This window comes from Saccharothrix sp. CCNWYY140, assembly GCF_037401995.1.
Lineage (GTDB): Bacteria > Actinomycetota > Actinomycetes > Mycobacteriales > Pseudonocardiaceae > Actinosynnema.
On record NZ_JBBEGC010000038.1, the window covers coordinates 1 to 15,223 of the forward strand.

The 15,223-nt window shown below is 70.8% G+C and carries 15 protein-coding genes and 1 pseudogene; 5 read left to right on the top strand and 11 right to left on the bottom strand.

Going from position 1 to position 15,223, the window contains the following annotated elements:
* Positions 1-99: 99 nt before the first annotated feature.
* The 5 genes from WBN91_RS18625 to WBN91_RS18645 form a co-directional block, all read right to left on the bottom strand.
* Positions 100-1,251: an FAD-dependent monooxygenase gene (locus WBN91_RS18625; RefSeq protein ID WP_337723699.1), complete on the bottom strand. Its 1,152-nt coding sequence runs from the start codon at positions 1,249-1,251 to the stop codon at positions 100-102.
* A 31-nt stretch (positions 1,252-1,282) separates the two neighbouring features.
* On the bottom strand, positions 1,283-4,213 hold the full coding sequence (locus tag WBN91_RS18630; RefSeq protein WP_337723700.1) for an ATP-binding protein: 2,931 nt from the start codon (positions 4,211-4,213) through the stop codon (positions 1,283-1,285).
* 19 nt (positions 4,214-4,232) lie between these two features.
* Complete coding sequence (locus tag WBN91_RS18635; protein ID WP_337723701.1) at positions 4,233-4,667, bottom strand: hypothetical protein; 435 nt, start codon at positions 4,665-4,667, stop codon at positions 4,233-4,235.
* A gap of 224 nt (positions 4,668-4,891) precedes the next feature.
* A complete protein-coding gene (locus WBN91_RS18640) occupies positions 4,892-5,752 on the bottom strand; it encodes a dioxygenase family protein (RefSeq protein ID WP_443217747.1) in 861 nt (286 codons plus the stop codon).
* A 121-nt stretch (positions 5,753-5,873) separates the two neighbouring features.
* Positions 5,874-6,782, bottom strand: a complete 909-nt coding sequence (locus tag WBN91_RS18645; RefSeq protein ID WP_337723703.1) for a helix-turn-helix domain-containing protein — start codon at positions 6,780-6,782, stop codon at positions 5,874-5,876.
* 234 nt (positions 6,783-7,016) lie between these two features.
* On the opposite strand from WBN91_RS18645, the gene WBN91_RS18650 reads away from it, so the two are divergent.
* Together WBN91_RS18650 and WBN91_RS18655 are read left to right on the top strand one after the other, a co-directional pair.
* Positions 7,017-9,260, top strand: a complete 2,244-nt coding sequence (locus WBN91_RS18650; RefSeq protein ID WP_337723704.1) for a PQQ-dependent sugar dehydrogenase — start codon at positions 7,017-7,019, stop codon at positions 9,258-9,260.
* A 298-nt stretch (positions 9,261-9,558) separates the two neighbouring features.
* Complete coding sequence (locus WBN91_RS18655; protein WP_337723705.1) at positions 9,559-9,936, top strand: hypothetical protein; 378 nt, start codon at positions 9,559-9,561, stop codon at positions 9,934-9,936.
* Positions 9,937-10,041: 105 nt separating this feature from the next.
* On the opposite strand, the gene WBN91_RS18660 is transcribed toward WBN91_RS18655, so the two are convergent.
* The gene (locus WBN91_RS18660; RefSeq protein ID WP_337723706.1) at positions 10,042-10,563 is read right to left on the bottom strand and encodes a peroxiredoxin-like family protein; all 522 of its coding nucleotides are present in this window, start codon (positions 10,561-10,563) and stop codon (positions 10,042-10,044) included.
* Between the two features lie 73 nt (positions 10,564-10,636).
* Here WBN91_RS18660 and WBN91_RS18665 point away from each other — a divergent pair, with 73 nt between their 5' ends.
* A complete protein-coding gene (locus tag WBN91_RS18665) occupies positions 10,637-11,236 on the top strand; it encodes a TetR/AcrR family transcriptional regulator C-terminal domain-containing protein (RefSeq protein WP_337723707.1) in 600 nt (199 codons plus the stop codon).
* Between the two features lie 188 nt (positions 11,237-11,424).
* On the opposite strand, the gene WBN91_RS18670 is transcribed toward WBN91_RS18665, so the two are convergent.
* The 3 genes from WBN91_RS18670 to WBN91_RS18680 all read right to left on the bottom strand — a co-directional run bounded on the left by WBN91_RS18670 (position 11,425) and on the right by WBN91_RS18680 (position 12,967).
* Positions 11,425-11,724: a hypothetical protein gene (locus tag WBN91_RS18670; RefSeq protein ID WP_121223323.1), complete on the bottom strand. Its 300-nt coding sequence runs from the start codon at positions 11,722-11,724 to the stop codon at positions 11,425-11,427.
* Positions 11,708-11,947, bottom strand: coding sequence for a DUF397 domain-containing protein (locus tag WBN91_RS18675; RefSeq protein ID WP_337723708.1), 240 nt, complete (start codon positions 11,945-11,947; stop codon positions 11,708-11,710). The genes WBN91_RS18670 and WBN91_RS18675 overlap by 17 nt, the downstream gene beginning before the upstream one ends.
* 135 nt (positions 11,948-12,082) lie before the next feature.
* The gene (locus WBN91_RS18680) at positions 12,083-12,967 is read right to left on the bottom strand and encodes a helix-turn-helix domain-containing protein (RefSeq protein ID WP_337723709.1); all 885 of its coding nucleotides are present in this window, start codon (positions 12,965-12,967) and stop codon (positions 12,083-12,085) included.
* 223 nt (positions 12,968-13,190) lie between these two features.
* Here WBN91_RS18680 and WBN91_RS18685 point away from each other — a divergent pair, with 223 nt between their 5' ends.
* Positions 13,191-14,024 carry an SAM-dependent methyltransferase gene (locus WBN91_RS18685; protein ID WP_337723710.1) on the top strand — a complete coding sequence of 278 codons (834 nt, stop codon included), beginning with the start codon at positions 13,191-13,193 and terminating at the stop codon, positions 14,022-14,024.
* An 18-nt stretch (positions 14,025-14,042) separates the two neighbouring features.
* On the opposite strand, the pseudogene WBN91_RS18690 reads toward WBN91_RS18685, so the two are convergent.
* A pseudogene (locus tag WBN91_RS18690) lies at positions 14,043-14,216 on the bottom strand (winged helix-turn-helix transcriptional regulator); the annotation flags it as partial.
* A 44-nt stretch (positions 14,217-14,260) separates the two neighbouring features.
* On the opposite strand from WBN91_RS18690, the gene WBN91_RS18695 reads away from it, so the two are divergent.
* Entirely contained in the window at positions 14,261-14,425 is a 165-nt protein-coding gene (locus WBN91_RS18695) for a hypothetical protein (protein WP_337723712.1), read from the top strand.
* Here the strand turns inward: WBN91_RS18695 and WBN91_RS18700 are convergent.
* Positions 14,418-15,209 carry an alpha/beta fold hydrolase gene (locus WBN91_RS18700; RefSeq protein WP_337723713.1) on the bottom strand — a complete coding sequence of 264 codons (792 nt, stop codon included), beginning with the start codon at positions 15,207-15,209 and terminating at the stop codon, positions 14,418-14,420. The two genes, WBN91_RS18695 and WBN91_RS18700, sit on opposite strands and share 8 nt — an antisense overlap.
* Positions 15,210-15,223: the final 14 nt, after the last annotated feature.

Sequence of the window (15,223 nt, forward strand, 5' to 3'; positions counted from 1 at the left end):
GGCCGGACGGGGAAAGAAACCGAGGCCCTTCCCGTGGGCGCTAGCCGCTTCGGCTCGCGCCTTCGGCGCGTAGCAGCCGTCGCCCTGCGTTCGTGCTGGTCAAGGGCGGGCGGTGGTAAAGGAGTAGTCAGGTAGGTCGATGCTCGTGGCGAACCAGTCCGTGGACTTGAGGATGAACTTCAGCATCAACGGCGACCGGAACATCCAGTTGCGCATTGCCATCCGCCTCCGAGTCGGCGGTGCCAGGAACGGTCCCGCGTTGGCCTTCCGCGCGACCTTCGTATAACCGCGAAACAGCGACTCGTACCGAGCGAACGCCACCCCGTGGTCCCCACCGGCCGCAACCAGCTCGCCCGCCAGCACGTACGCACCCACCACAGCGAATCCACTGCCGAACCCACCCAGCGTGTTGCCATACGCCGAATCCCCCAGCAACACCACCCGACCCTGCGAATACGTAGGCATCTGAACCCGGCTGATCGTGTCCAGGAACAGGTTCTCCGTCTGGGGCAAGCGGTCCATCAGCTCGGGAATGCGCCACCCGCCGCCCCGGTAAGCACCGGCGACGATCCGCTTCTGCTCCTCAACGTCGTACCGGTCGTACTCCACCTCCTCCGAGGCGAACACGAAGAAGGCAGGCGACTTCGGTCCCCCCACAGCCACCATCCGCCCAGGCTCGTTGTACATCACCGCATCGCCGTCGAACTCTACGTCCGCCAAGGCGTAGTAATGCCCCAGGAACTGCACGAAGTCCTTCTCCGGACCGAACGCCAACCGCCGCACAGCGGAGTGGATGCCGTCCGCGCCGACGACCAGGTCGAACGTGCGCGGTGGAGCATGCTGGAAGGTGGTGTGGACGCCGTCCTCGGTCTGGGTCAGCGAGGTGATCGTGTCGCCGAAGATGTACTCGGCACGGTCGGCGGTGTACTCGTACAGCAAGGACGCCAGCTCGCCGCGCCCGATCTCGACCGTGCCGCCGGTGAACTCGCCGGGGATGGTGGCCAGGGCACGGCCCTCGGCGTCGATGATCGTTTGGTCGGTGCCGCCGGTCTGGAGGCGCTGGACTTCCTCCAGGATCCCCATGCGCTCCAACACCTTCAGGTGCGCCTCGCCCTTGAAGTCGACGGCCTGGCCGCCCGGTCGCACGGCAGGGGCGCGTTCCACGACGGTGACACTGCATCCGGCCAGGGTGAGCCAGTGGGCGAGGGCCGGACCCGCGATGCCGGCGCCGGAGATGAGCACGTTCTTCATGAAGACGACCCTGCCGACCGGCGCTGACAGGTCACCGCCGGTCCGCTGACAACTCCTCCCGCACCACCGTCAGCGCCTGCTCCCGGGACTGCCCAGCCCCGCGCGCATACGCCTCGGCAAAGGCCTCCGACCCGACCACGCCCCGCACACGCTCCACCACCCCGGCCACATCCGGATCCCCGACCACCGCCGCACCCCGCAGCGCCACGGCCGTACCCAGCAGAAACGCAGCCCGCTCCCTCTCCACCGCACCGGCAAGGCCTTCGAGCGCGTCAGCGACGGCACCGGCCATCGGGTTGTCCAGTGCCACCCGGTGCAGCTCGACCGCATCGCCCGCCAGCCGCGCGGACTCCGTGGCGATCTCGGTGCGCAGCAGCGCGGCAATCGGGTCACCGGCGCCCAACGCCGCCCGCACCCGCTCCAGCAGCCGGGACGCTTCCGCCCGATCACCGCGCAGCCGGGCCAACCTCGCCAACCCGAGGTCGACCGGAGGCGCGTCGGTTCGGGCGCTGAGCTCAGCGGCCCGCCGGTAGTCCGCCTCGGCCGCCGCCCACTCCCCTTGGCGCACCAAGCACTCCGCCCGCCGGCACAGCACGTCCACCAGCTCCAGCCGCGCTCCCAGCTCGGTCAACAGCGCCAGCGCCTGCTCCCACAGCTCGTGCGCCCGCGCCCAGTCACCACGCCGGCCCGCCGCGAACGCCAGCCAGTCCAGCGCCTGCGAGGTGCCCCAGCGCTCGCCCAACCGCCGGAACCGCGCCAGTACGTCCTCTAGCGACCGCTCACCCGCCGCCGGGTGCCCGTCGACCAGCTGGATCAACGCGTCACCGAGCCGTTCCAGGGCTGTGTTCCACGGATCGCCACGCAGCAGCAGCACGGGCAAGCGCGGACCGGGGCCATGCGCCATCGCCCACACCGCCGCGCCGAACGGGTGCCGCAACGGCCGGTCCAGCGACCGCAACACCTCCACCGCCCGCGTCCGCTGCGCGTCCGTCGCCCGCCCCCCGGCGTGCACGACACAGCTGACGTACTCCTCGGCGAACCCGTCGAACCCGTCGACACCATCGGAACCATCGGACCCGGCGTCGAGCAGCTCGGCCGCGACCTCTGCCACCTCGTCCCGCCGCCCGCTCAGCCACCAGTACGCCGCCGCCGCAGTCAGCAGCCGCAGCGCGGTCGGCCGGTCATGACGGGCGGACCAGTGCAGTGCCGCCACCAGGTTGTCGTGCTCGGCGGACAGCACCGCCAGCCAGTCCAGCTGCTCGGCCCGCCGCAGGTGCGGATCGGCGCGGGTGACCAGGTCGAGGAAGTACCGGGCATGGGCCTGCCGAAACGCCACCTCCTCGCCCGACTCAACCAGCTCTTCCTTGCAGTACAACAAGATCGTGTCGAGCATCCGATAACGCCCGCCACGCACCCGCATCAACGACCGATCCACCAGGTCGGCCAAGGCATCCTCCGACCCGCACACCGCCACCACCGCGTCCCCCGTCGCACCACCGGAAAACACGGCGAACCGCCGCGCCAACTCCTGCTCCTCCGGCCGCAGCAAGTGCCAACTCCACGCCACGACCGCCCGCAGCGTCCGGTGCCGCTCGGCGGCGGTTCGATCCCCCCGCGACAGCAGCCGGAAATGGTCCTGCTCGCGCAGCCGGACAGTCAGCTCGGGCAGGTCGAACTGGCGCAGCCGCACCGCCGCCAGCTCGATCGCCAGCGGCAGCCCGTCCAACAGCCGGCACACCTCCGCCACCTCCGGACCTGCGGTGAACCCAGGCCGGACGGCAACGGCTCGTTCGGTGAACAGCGCCGAGGCCTGCTCGTCGGCCAACGGCTCCAGCGGCACCAGCACCTCACCGGTCAACCCCAGCGGTTCGCGGCTGGTGGCCAGCACGGACAGCCGCGGGCACGCCGAGAGCAGCCGACGGACCAGGTCCGCGACCGCGTCCAGCACCTGCTCGCAGTTGTCCAGCAGCAGCACGGTGTCCTGGTCGCGCAGCTCGGCGACCAGCCGGTCCACCGGGTCGGCACGCGCGAACCCCGGCTCGCGCACGCCGAGCGCACCGAGCACGGCGTGCGGCACCTGCACGCCGTCGACCAGCGAAGACAGGTCCACGAAGCACACGTCCCGCCCCCACCGCCCGCCGGCCTCGACCGCGAGCCGCGTCTTGCCGATCCCGCCCGGACCGGTGATCGTGGCCAGCCGCTCGGGACGCGCCAGCCGGGCCAGCTCGTCGTCCCGCCCGATGATCCGGGTGAGCGCCACGCCCAGCCCGCGCCGGGCCGGTGGCCGTTCGGCGCGCAGCAGCGCCAGGTGCACCGCGGACAGCTCGTCGGACGGGTCGACGCCCAGCTCGTCCCGCAGCAGCCGGCGGACCTCATCGAACTGCGCCAACGCCTCGGCCGTGCGCCCGTCGTCGTGCAACGCCCGCATCAGCTGGCCCCGCAGCCGTTCCCGGAACGGGTGGGCGGCGACCAGCTCCCGCAGCCGGCCGACCGACGTGCCCGTGGTCGCCAACTCGGCCTCGACCAGGTCTTCCACGGCCGACAGCCGGGTCTCCTCCAACCGCGCGACCTGCGCTTCCGCCTCCGGCAGGTCCACCAGCGCGGGTCCCCGCCACAACGCGAGCGCTTCCCTCAGCACAGCAACAGCGGCGTAGTGCGCACCGGCCCCGACCAGCCGGCGGCCTTCCCGGGCCAGCCGGTCGAACCGGTGCGCGTCGACGTCGTCGGGGTCCACCGCGATCCGGTACCCGCCGCCGGTGAACTCGATCAGCCCGTCCGGCAATCCCCGCCGCAACCGCGACACCCTGGCCTGCACGGCGTTCGCGCCACCGTCGAAGGTGACCACCCGGCCAGCGTCGAGCAGCAACGCGGTCAGCAACGCCCGCGGCTTCGGCCCGCCGACCGGGACCACCTCACCGGTGTCCGTGCGCACTTCGAGTGGACCGAGGATGCCGAACCGCATGCGCCGATTCTGCCGGGCCTCACTCGCAGGCGATGCCGTCCTTGTCGCTGTCGAGCCCGTAGATGTCGTTGCCGATCACGCGGATGGGACCGCTCACGTAGGCGGGACCGTTGCCGCTGCCGCCGGCGCAGTCGACATCGCTGGCGATCGGCACGCAACCGTCGTAGTTGGGGTCGCACGCGGGGGCCGCCGGCGGCGGGGGCGGGGGCGGGGCCTCTTCGGTGGTCCGGACGGGTGCGGGCTGCTGGGTTACCCGCGGCTGGACGGGCGGTGCTGGTGGCGGCGGCGGTGCGACGGTGGTCGTGGTCGTCGTTGTTGTGGTGGTGGTTGGTGTTGTAGTGGTTGTTGTTGTCGTGGTCGGCGTGGTCGTCGTGGTGGTGCGCAGGTCGGCGTTGGCGGCTCGGGGAGTCGACCCGCACGCCGCGGTGATGAACAACAGGAGGGCGCCGAGCACTCCCGTGAGGATGCGGTGCCGGCCTAACGCTCTCTCGACCACGACGACCCCTGACGCTCGAACCAATGTCTGCGCTGTGCATCGGAGGAACGACGCAGCCGTTACGCGTCAAGGAGGATCACCGCCCGAAGAGTCCAGTGTGGACAGTCCGGGTGGTACACCGAAGGTCCCCGGATGTCCAGGGACCTTCGGCCCGTGCCTGTCCGCAATTCTCGGGAACGGCCTCAGCCCGCGCGCCAGAGGGCGGGCGTGCTCGGCGGTTCCCAGCCGGGCTGGGCGGTGTGGGTCTGGAGGCACGTGTACCGGGCGCCGGCGTAGGTGACGCTCGTGCCGGTGCTGTAGGTGGTGCCGATCGTCCACGTCGTGCCGCCCGGCGGCGTGGTGGTGGTCGTGGTCGGACCGGTGGGGGACGTGGTGGTCTGGGGCACGTTCAGGACGAAGTCGTACAGCCCCTCGCGGCCGGTCCCGACGTTGCGCACGGTCATCAGCAGGCGCGGGTCGAAGATCGTGTCCGTGTTGTTGCGGGGCTCGTTCGGGAAGTACAGCTGGGTGGTGAGGACCGGGCGGCCGGGCGCCTGGACCTTCACGTGGATGTGCCGCGTCCGCCCCGGGTACAGGCCCGGGACGATGGTCTGCAACGTGAACTTGCCGTCCGCGCCGGTGAACTGGTGACCGCGGAACCGGAAGCCCGTGTTGTCGTAGACGCCGTTGTTGTCGCACTGCCAGAAGTCCAGCAGGGCGTTGGCGATCGGCACGCAGGCCAGGCCGAAGACGTACCCGCTGACGGTCAGGCGGGTGCCGACGGTGCCCGCGTCGACCAGCGACGTGCGGCGCGGCGAGTTGGGCTTGAAGTAGGGGCCCTCGGTCTGCGGCGGGGTCGGGTCGTCGCCGTCGTCGCACTCCGGGGTCAGCTCCAGCGTGCCGCCGGTGCCGGGAATGGTGCGGGCCAGCGCGGGCACGCCCATCAGCGCGGCGGGCACCGCGACGCCGGCGGCGATGGCCGCGCGCAGCACGGGTCGGCGGCTGATGCGGCGGGAGTCGTTCTCGTCCTGGAGGGCGCCCTCGATCGGGCGGTCGCCGTCCATAGGCGTGTCCATGCCTGCTCCTCGTGGGGATGGCTCGGGAATTGATACCGAACCTATGGAGGCGCGAGACCGCGGACGATGGACTGGACCGGTTGGTCGTGGTGAATCCCGTGGGCGGTCATCACTGTGAACGCCGCACCGCGCGGACGTCGCCGCTGCGGCGGAAGTCCCCCGGGCTGACGCCGGTCTCGCGGCGGAAGAACCGGCAGAAGTAGGCGGCGTCGCCGAAGCCGACGCGGCCGGCGACCTGCCGGACGGTCAGGTCCGTCCGGGCCAGCAGCCGTTTCGCCTCGCCGGCGCGGGCTTCGCGCACCAGTTGCGAGGGTGTGCGGCCGGTGGCGGCCTTGACCGCCTCGGTGAGGTAGCCGGGGGTGACGCCGATCCGCTCGGCGTAGGCGCTCACCGACCACAGGCCGAGGTCGGGTCGGGCCGCGAGGCGGGCGAACTCCTCGGCTACCGCGCCGGGCCGGGCGGGTGGCACGGCGGAGGCGGTCTGCGGCAGCCGCGCCGCGCGCACCACCAGGACGTGCAGCAACGCCCGCAGCACGGACTCGACGCCGCGCGCGCCGGCCCGGTACTCCTCGTCCAGTTCGGCGACGAGCCGGCCGAGCCGGGCGTGGGTGGGGCCGTCGAGGGTGAGCCAGGGCCGTTCGGACAGCCGGCGCAGCAGTTCGCGGTCGCCGGGGTGGTCGAGCAGGAAGTCGTCGGTGAACAGCACGACGTAGCCGGTCAGGTCCTCGGCGTCCCAGTGGTGCACCTGGCCGGGCGCGATCACGCACAGGTGGGGCGGGCGCAGTTCCCACCGGGCCAGGTCGACGACGTGCGTGCCGGTGCCGCCGGTGACGTAGACGATCTCGTGGAAGGTGTGGCGGTGCGGGAAGTCCGCGCGGGCCATCGGTCCGATGGCGTCGAAGGTGCCGATGGCGAAGGGCAGCGCGTTGAGCACCGGCACCTCCAGCCGGTGCATGGGCAGTTCGCCGCCGTTCCGGACCTCGCAGGGCGTTCCGGGTAACACGGTCGTGCCGCGCATGTGCCAGTCCTCTCGCAGGGGTGGACTCGCGGCCCCGGTCGCAGGGCGGGGACGAAGGTCCAGACCAATCTCCAGGTCCAGTGTCACCACGATCCAACTCTGAGCACCACTGAACTGCTCCGAACGGTGTGACCGACCGGGTGAACGGGCGACACCCGCTGAACTCCAAGTGGTCGATCATCCGACGTGTGACCCTTTCGAGCCCACTCAGTCGAGTTACGAAGGGGTCCACTGATGCACCCACTCCGACTCAGACGCACCGCCGCCGCGCTCGTCCTCGCCACCGGTGCCGCCTGCCTGGTCGCCCTCACCCCGCCCGCCCGCGCCGCCGCCGTCCCCGACGGCTTCACCGACACCCTCGCGATCGGGGGCCTCACCGACCCGACCGCCGCAGCGTTCGCCCCCGACGGGACCGTGTTCGTCGCCGAGAAGAGCGGCCTGGTCAAGGTCTTCGACTCGCTCGCCGACCCGTCCCCCACCGTGTTCGCGGACCTCCGCCCGCAGACCCACGACTTCTGGGACCGGGGCCTGCTCGGCCTCGCCGTCGACCCCGGTTACCCGACCCGCCCGTACGTCTACGTCGCCTACACCCGTGACGCCGAACCCGGCGGCACCGCCCCGCGCTGGGGCGACACCTGCCCGAACCCGCCCGGCGCGACCGACCGCGGCTGCGTCGTCACCGGTCGCGTCTCGCGCCTGGCGATGGGCTCGGCAGGCGTGTCGGTCGAGGAGAAACCGCTGGTCACCGACTGGTGCCAGCAGTACCCGAGCCACTCGATCGGCACGGTGGCCTTCGGCCCCGACGGCGCGCTCTACGTCGGCGGCGGGGACGGGGCCAGCTTCCACTTCGCCGACCACGGCCAGGTCGGCAACCCGTGCGCCGACCCGCCCGGCGCGGCCGGCACCGACCTGACCTCCCCCACCGCCCGCGGTGGCGCGCTGCGCGCGCAGTCCCCGCGCCGACCGGCCGGCGAACCGGTGACGCTCAGCGGGGCCGTCGTCCGCGTCGACTCGGACACCGGCGCGGCCCTGCCCGGCAACCCGCTGGCCGCCCACGCGGACCCGAACGCCCGCCGGATCATCGCGTACGGCCTGCGCAACCAGTTCCGCTTCGCCTTCCGGCCCGGCACCGAGGAGCTGTGGGTCGGCGACGTCGGCTGGGGCGACTGGGAGGAGGTCAACCGGATCCTCGACCCCGACGACGCCGTGGTGGAGAACTTCGGCTGGCCGTGCTTCGAGGGCTTCGGGCGGCAGCCGGGGTACGACAGCTCCGACCTGGCGATGTGCGAATCGCTCTACACCACCGGCCAGACCGCGCCGTTCTACGCCTACCACCACTCGGCGAAGGTCGTCCCGACCGACCCGTGCCCGACCGGCGGGTCCTCCGTCGGCGGCATCGCCTTCGCGGGCAGCGGGAACTACCCCGCCGAGTACGACGGGGCGTTGTTCTTCGCCGACAGCGCGCGGGGCTGCGTGTGGGCGATGAAGACGACGAACGGCGTGCCGGACCCGGCCAAGGTCGTGCCCTTCGTGACCGGGGTGGACCTGCCGGTGCAGCTGCTCACCGGTCCGGGCGGCGACCTGTTCTACGTCTCGCTCGGCGCGGGCCAGCTGCGCCGGGTCGGCTACCCGACCGGCGGCAACCGCGCGCCGACCGCCGTGGCGAAGGCGACCCCGTCCTCGGGTCCCGCGCCGCTGTCGGTGCAGCTCGACGGCCGGTCGTCCAGCGACCCGGACGGCGACCCGCTGACCTACGCGTGGGACCTCGACGGCGACAACGCCTACGACGACGCCATCTCCGCCACCTCGACCCGGATCTACAGCGGCACCACCGTGGTCGGCCTCAAGGTCACCGACTCCCGCGGCGCGTACGCCACGACGTCGGTCACCGTCACCGTGAGCGGGCAGGACCCGGTCCCGGTGATCGACTCGCCGACGTCGTCGCTGCGGTGGGCGGTCGGCGACGCGGTGACCTTCACCGGCCGGGCCGCCGATCCGCAGGACGGCACGCTCGGCGGCGGGAGCCTGCGCTGGAAGCTGAGCCTCCAGCACTGCGCGACCGGCGGGACGTGCCACGAGCACGTGGTGCAGGAGTCGACGGGGTTCGGCGGCTCGTTCACCGCGCCGGACCACGAGTACCCGTCCTACCTGGAGCTGACCTTGACCGCGACCGACTCGGGCGGCCGGACCGGCGCCACCAAGGTCCGCCTGGACCCGCGCACGGTGGTGCTGACCTTCACCTCCACCCCGTCGGGCGCGCAGCTCACGGTGGGCAGCACCACGCAGCGGGCCCCGTTCACCCGCACGGTGATCGTCGGCTCGGTGAACTCGGTCAGCGCGCCCAGCCCGCAAATCCTCGGTGAGCTGCGCATGAACTACCGCTGGCACAGCTGGTCCGACGGCGGGACGCGCACGCACAACATCGTCGCGCCGGCGGCTCCGACCACGTACAACGCCCGGTTCCGGGTGTGGTTGTAGGCCCGTCCCGCGACGGGTACTGCGACAAGATCAAGACATGCCGTCGAACGCCATTTCCGGGTACTCCGACGGCACCCGCTCAAATGCGGTTCCACGACATCGTGTCCCAGCTCACCGGATCGATCGGGTAACCGCGCCGACCAGCGCGGTTACCCGCCGGTGGCCGGACGCCCGAAGGAGGCTGTTCACACTCGGGAAAAATGCCGAGAGATTTCCCGGTAACACGCTGTTAATGTCGGTTCCGGTGCCGGCACATGGCACCGGGGGTAGTCGAATCCGACATTGTGGAGACATCGACATGAACAAGTTCACGCGCGTTCTCACCACGGCCGCCGCCGGCGCCGCAGCCACGCTGGCCCTCACCGCAGGGTCCGCGCAGGCCACCCCGCAGAGCTCGGTCTACCTGTACACGGGTTCGAACGCGCACTGCACGACCACGGGGGACAACGGCGTGGCCGGCGGGGTGTTCTCCGGCTACGGGTGCCGCAGCGGGTTCGCCGGCTACAGCCTGTCGGTGGACGCCACCGGCGCGTCGTTCAGCAACGTGTACCTCAACACGTTCAGCACGCTCGCGACCTGCACTTCCGCGGGTGACAACGGCACGACGGGCGGCGTGTGGGGCTCCTACCACTGCCAGTCCGGCTTCGCGGGCTACAGCCTGAGCGTGAGCGCCTGACAGCACACCGGCCCGAGGTGTCACCCCACCTCGGGCCGCTGCTCGAACACGTGTTCGACCGATCCACAGCTGTGGACAAACCTGTGGACAACCTCGGACCGCGCGCTATGCGGCGGCGGCCAACAATTCGTCCACGGTCCATTGGTCGTAAGCGTGCACACCGCGCTTCTCCGCCACGATCCGGCCGTCCGGCGCGATCAGGAAATCGGCGGGCAATCCCAACCGCCCACCGGACGGGGTGGGCAATGGACGTCGTCCGCGCAACAACGGACCCAAGTCCCGAGCAATTCCCCGCACGATCGCACCCCATGCGCGCGGGTCGAGCAGTGCCCGCGGTTTTGCCTCGACACCGAATTCCACGTACAGCCGCTTGTCCGGGTCGGCGATCACGGCGAACGGGAAGTCCTCCACGTGCGGCCGGAGTTCCTCGGCGGTCGAGTGGAAGACGACCACCTCGGTGATGCCCCGGGCCGCGATCTCGTCGTGGCGGGTGACGATCGACCTCAGGTGGAGGTTGCACACCGGGCAGCCGGCGAACCGGCGGAACTGGAGGTGCACCAACCGGTCGGGGTCGGGCACCCGCACCGGTTGCCCCATGACGGCTGTCCACTCGTGCGTCGTGAGCACGACGACTCCCCTCGTTAAGCGTGCGGTGTACGCCTACGACGTTATGAGCGTATGTCGTACGCTGTCAAGCGCCATGCCACGACCCAAGTCCCTGACCCCGGAAGCCCTCGCCGCCGCCGCGCTCGCCGTGGTGGACCGCGACGGCCTGCCCGCCCTGTCCATGCGCGCGGTCGCGACGGAACTGGGCATGGGCACGATGTCGCTCTACCGGTACGTGCGGGAGAAGACCGAGCTGGAAGCGCTCGTCGTCGACCTCATCCTGTCCACAGTGGACACGCAGCCGCCGGAAGCGCCGTGGCGGGAGCAGATCGCCGTGCTGGTGCGGCGGGTGCGGGACGCGGTCGCCGCCCACCCCCACGCGATCGTGCTGACGATGACCCACCGCCACCGCTCGCCCGCGCTCGGGCGCTGGTCGGAGTCGGTGCTGGAAGTGTTGGCGGCCAATGGTTTCACCGGCGCGCGCCGGGTGGTCGCGTTGCGCGCCCTGCTGAGCTACCTCATCGGCGCGGTGCAGTTGGAGCACCTGGGGCCGCTGACCGGGACCGGGACCGCCGCGATGGCGGCGAACGCGGAGTTCCCGCTGCTGGCCGAGACCGCGCGGGCCGCGCGGTCGGTGGACGACGGGTTCCAGCGTGGCCTGGAGGTCGTCCTGCGGGGTATGTCTGAGGAGTAGTAAAGGCTGGCGCGGAGGCCGAGTGGGCGCCGACCTCCGCGCCGGCGTGACGAACACGGAGTTCCGCTTCGAGCGTCACGGAACCGACAAGGGCGCGGAGCCGGTTCCCGCTGCGTCTCCAGGTCAGGTTCGTCGAGGAGGGGCGACGTGCCGCCCCTGTCCCGTTCGGCGCGAACGGGGAGCCAGTGTCAGGCGATCCGGTCGTCGGGCAGTTCGAGCAGCTCTTCGAGCACGCTCGACGCCGGACCGCGCCTGCGCCAGGAGAACCGGGACGGTGCCAGGACGTTCACCTCATCCGCGGGCATCCTCATGGCCACCGCGTCGTCCTCGGTGTGCAGCCGGACGACGTCGATGACGGCGTCGTGCGCACGAACCCCGACGACGGCGGCCAGTTCCCCCCTCGCGTCGCGCGGGTGGAGGAACTGGAAACCGCGCGCGATCAGCTGACGCAGTTGGAGCGTGGTGCGGGCGTCAGTCGACGAGGTCATCGAACTCCCCGTCCCTGGCACCGGCCACGAAGGCCGCCATCTCCGCCCTGGTGTAGACCAGCGCGGGACCGTCCGGGAACCGGGAGTTGCGGACCGCGACGTCGCCGCCGTCCAACACCGCTACTTCGACGCAGTTGCCGTACTGGCCACTGCGGGCGCTCTTCCGCCAGGTCACGTCCCGCAAAGCCGCAGCGGACATGCCGTTGTGAGCCTTGCCGGCCATCGACATCACCTACCCAACGACGACGGAGTGCATCTGCACGTGCATTTGACTGTGCACGGACGGTAGCACTGCGTGAAGCACGGGTAAATGCACGTGCAGATGCAGAGGGCGAATCTCGCCCGGTCGGACGAGTCGCTACAGCGCCGCTCGGAACTTCATGAGCATCTGTCGGCTTCGATCCGGGGTCTCCGCGTCGACCGTCAGGCGGTCGAAACGACGGCTGTAGATCTCCAGCTCTTCGAGTTTGTCCAGGTAGAGGGCACCGGACAGGTGTTCCAGGTACACGATGTCCGGCAGATCGGGCTCACCGAAGCGGAGCATCGTGAACGGTCCTTCCGCTGCGTAGCCGCTCAGCGCGAAGGGAACGATCTGGAGGGTGATGGACGAATCCTTGGTCACGGAGAGCAAGTGCTCGATCTGGGCGAGCAGGACATCCCGCCCGCCGATGGGGCGGTGCAGCACCGATTCGTCGATCACCGCCCACAGCCGCGGGGCACTCGGCCGGAACATGATCTTCTGCCGCTGCATGCGCAACGCCACGCGCCGCCGGACCTCGGGCCCGGCCAGGTCCGGACGGCCGTTGCTGGCGATCGCCATCGCGTAGTCCTCGGTCTGGAGCAGACCCGGGACGTAGTGCGTCTCGTAGGTCAGGATGCGGGTCGCCGCCTCCTCCAGGCCCACGTAGTCCTGGAACCAGTCCGGCATGAGGTCGTTGTACCGGTGCCACCAGCCGGGCTCGTTGGACCGGCGGACCATCGCGAGGAACTTGTCCCGCGCGTCCACGTCGGTCATGCCGTACATGGTCAGCAGGTCGGCGACGTCGCGCTCCTTCAGGCCGACCCGGCCCAGCTCCATCCGGCTGATCTTCGACTCCGAGCCGCGGATCGCGTAGCCGGCGTCCGCCCGCGTGATCTCGGCGGCCTCGCGCAGCCTCCGGAGCTGGGAACCAAGCACGATCCGCAGGGCGGTGGGACCGCTCTCCCGCTCGGTCGCCGGGTTCTCGGAGTCACCGGTGCGCATACCTGGTCCTCCCGACCGCGCTCACTCGTGCGAACCCCCTCCACCCGAACAGCGGTTGCGGTCGAGAGGGCGGAAATCGCATCGTCACCGAACGTACACCCACGATCTTCCACCATCCGCCGTACACCGCTCACTCACGCATTGGGCCCATATCCTTACGCTCAGTGGACTGTGACGCGGTGCACAACCGCCGCCCCCTTGAATCACTCATGCGAGGTCACCAATGCCGGGCACGTCTTCGGACACCGCCATCCCCACCTACATCGACACGAGCAAGGCCAGCATCGCCAGGGTCTACGACGCCTTCCTCGACGGCAAGGACAACTACGAGATCGACCGGGAAGTGTTGCGCCGGGTCGAGCGGGTAGCGCCCGAGGCCAAGACGCTCGCCGTGGACAACCGGGGTTTCCTCATCCGGGTGACCAGGTTCATCGCGAGCCAAACCGGTGTCACGCAGTTCCTCGACTGCGGCTCCGGCCTGCCGACCGCCGAGAACACGCACCAGGTGGCGCAACGCATCCAACCCGACTCGCGGGTCGTCTACGTCGACAACGACCCGGTGGTGCTGGCCCACGGCCGCGCGCTGCTGGAGGAGAACGACCAGACCCACTTCTCCGCGGCGGACATCTTCAAGCCGCAGGAGATCCTCAACGACGAGGTCGTGCGCCGCCACATCGACTTCGACCAGCCGCTGGCGCTGTTCCAGCTGGGCACGCTGCACCACTACAACGGCGAGTCGCCCACGCCGGCCGAGATCATGGCCGAGTACATCGAGGCCCTGCCGACCGGTTCGTACGTGGCGATCAGCCACTTCCTCGACCCGGGCACCGAGGAGCACTCGGCGATCGCCCGGCGCATGGAGGAGACCTTCCTCCACTCGCCGATGGGCTCGGGCAAGTTCGCCACCCACAACGAGCTGCTGGGCATGTTCAACGGCCTGGAACTGGTGGACCCGGGCCTGGTGATCTGCGCCGACTGGTGGCCGGACGGCCCGCGCCTCAAGGAGCTGGACGCGGTGTCGTACTGCATCGCGGGCGCGGTCGCGCGCAAGTCGTAGCGGTTCCGCCGAGGGGGCTCACAGCGCCGTGCCACGCCGTGGCACGGCGCTGTCCCTGTGCGCCAGGACTTCGCCGAGGTGCCGCTCCGCCCACACCCGGACCGCGTCGACCAGAGTGAGCAGGCTGCGGCCCAACGGGGTCAGCGCGTATTCCACGTGAGGCGGATTCCCACCGCGGTCGGTGCGCCGCGCGAAGCCGTCCCGCGCGGCAGGGCGGCACGCAGCTCGGTGAACCGGTGCGGGCCGTCCTGCGCGACGACGGCACGCGCACCGGGCGCTACCGCACCGGAGGTGGGGAAGCGCCCGGGAGTCCCTTGTCCTACCGGGATCTCGCGGTCGCGGTGGTGGACGAAGCCGTGTCGCCCCGCCACCACCGGACGCGGATCTCGGTGTTCAGTTGAAGAAGTCCACCAGCACGGGAGCGGTGACCTTCGCCTTGACCATGTGCGTCTGCCCGGCGAGCACCTTCAACTCCGCGTCCGGCAGGGTTTCGGCCAGCACCGCCTGGGCGTTGCGCATGTACTCCGGGCTCTTCCCGCCCGCGATCACCAGGCCGGGCGCCTTCGCGCCGGACCACCGGTCGGCCGCCGGGCGCTCGCCGTTCTGCAAGTCGCCGACCACGCGGAGGTCGTGCGGCAGGGTGTGCGCGACGGCCTTGAGCTTCTTCCACGGCGGCGTGATCCGCATGATCGCCGTGACGATGCCCGGCGTGCCCACGTAGTCCATGAACAGCTTCACCGCGTCGCCGCGCCGGTCCTCGTCCACGGCCTGCTTGACCTTGACCGGGAAGTCGGCGGGCATCGGGGCGTGCGTGCCGTCCACGACCATCGGGGACTCGTAGATGGCGTACTTGTCCACCGGGACGCCCCGGTGCACGGCCTCGGCCACCAGCGTGCCGCCGGACGACATGCCGAACAGGTGCGCCCGACCACCGGCTTCGTCGATCAGCGCGGCGATGTCCTCGACCTCGCGGGCCACGTCGTAGGGCGCGGTGTTCCCGCTCTCGCCCCGGCCGCGCCGGTCGTAGGTGTAGACGGTGAAGTGCGGCGCCAGGGCCTGCGCGAGCTGCTCGGCCGGGCCGAACGCGCGGTGGCACAGGGCTCCGTCCACGATGATCAGCGCCGGGCCGGAACCGGTCTTGCTGTAGGCGATGCGCGTGCCGTCCTGGGACGTGACGTGACCCATCTTCCTTCTCTCCC

Coding starts and splice junctions, on each gene's coding strand:
- WBN91_RS18625 (WP_337723699.1), bottom strand. CDS start 1,251: ATGAAGAACGTGCTCATCTCCGGCGCCGGCATCGCGGGTCCGGCCCTC.
- WBN91_RS18630 (WP_337723700.1), bottom strand. CDS start 4,213: ATGCGGTTCGGCATCCTCGGTCCACTCGAAGTGCGCACGGACACCGGT.
- WBN91_RS18640 (WP_443217747.1), bottom strand. CDS start 5,752: ATGGACGGCGACCGCCCGATCGAGGGCGCCCTCCAGGACGAGAACGAC.
- WBN91_RS18645 (WP_337723703.1), bottom strand. CDS start 6,782: ATGCGCGGCACGACCGTGTTACCCGGAACGCCCTGCGAGGTCCGGAAC.
- WBN91_RS18650 (WP_337723704.1), top strand. CDS start 7,017: ATGCACCCACTCCGACTCAGACGCACCGCCGCCGCGCTCGTCCTCGCC.
- WBN91_RS18655 (WP_337723705.1), top strand. CDS start 9,559: ATGAACAAGTTCACGCGCGTTCTCACCACGGCCGCCGCCGGCGCCGCA.
- WBN91_RS18665 (WP_337723707.1), top strand. CDS start 10,637: ATGCCACGACCCAAGTCCCTGACCCCGGAAGCCCTCGCCGCCGCCGCG.
- WBN91_RS18670 (WP_121223323.1), bottom strand. CDS start 11,724: ATGACCTCGTCGACTGACGCCCGCACCACGCTCCAACTGCGTCAGCTG.
- WBN91_RS18675 (WP_337723708.1), bottom strand. CDS start 11,947: ATGGCCGGCAAGGCTCACAACGGCATGTCCGCTGCGGCTTTGCGGGAC.
- WBN91_RS18680 (WP_337723709.1), bottom strand. CDS start 12,967: ATGCGCACCGGTGACTCCGAGAACCCGGCGACCGAGCGGGAGAGCGGT.
- WBN91_RS18685 (WP_337723710.1), top strand. CDS start 13,191: ATGCCGGGCACGTCTTCGGACACCGCCATCCCCACCTACATCGACACG.
- WBN91_RS18700 (WP_337723713.1), bottom strand. CDS start 15,209: ATGGGTCACGTCACGTCCCAGGACGGCACGCGCATCGCCTACAGCAAG.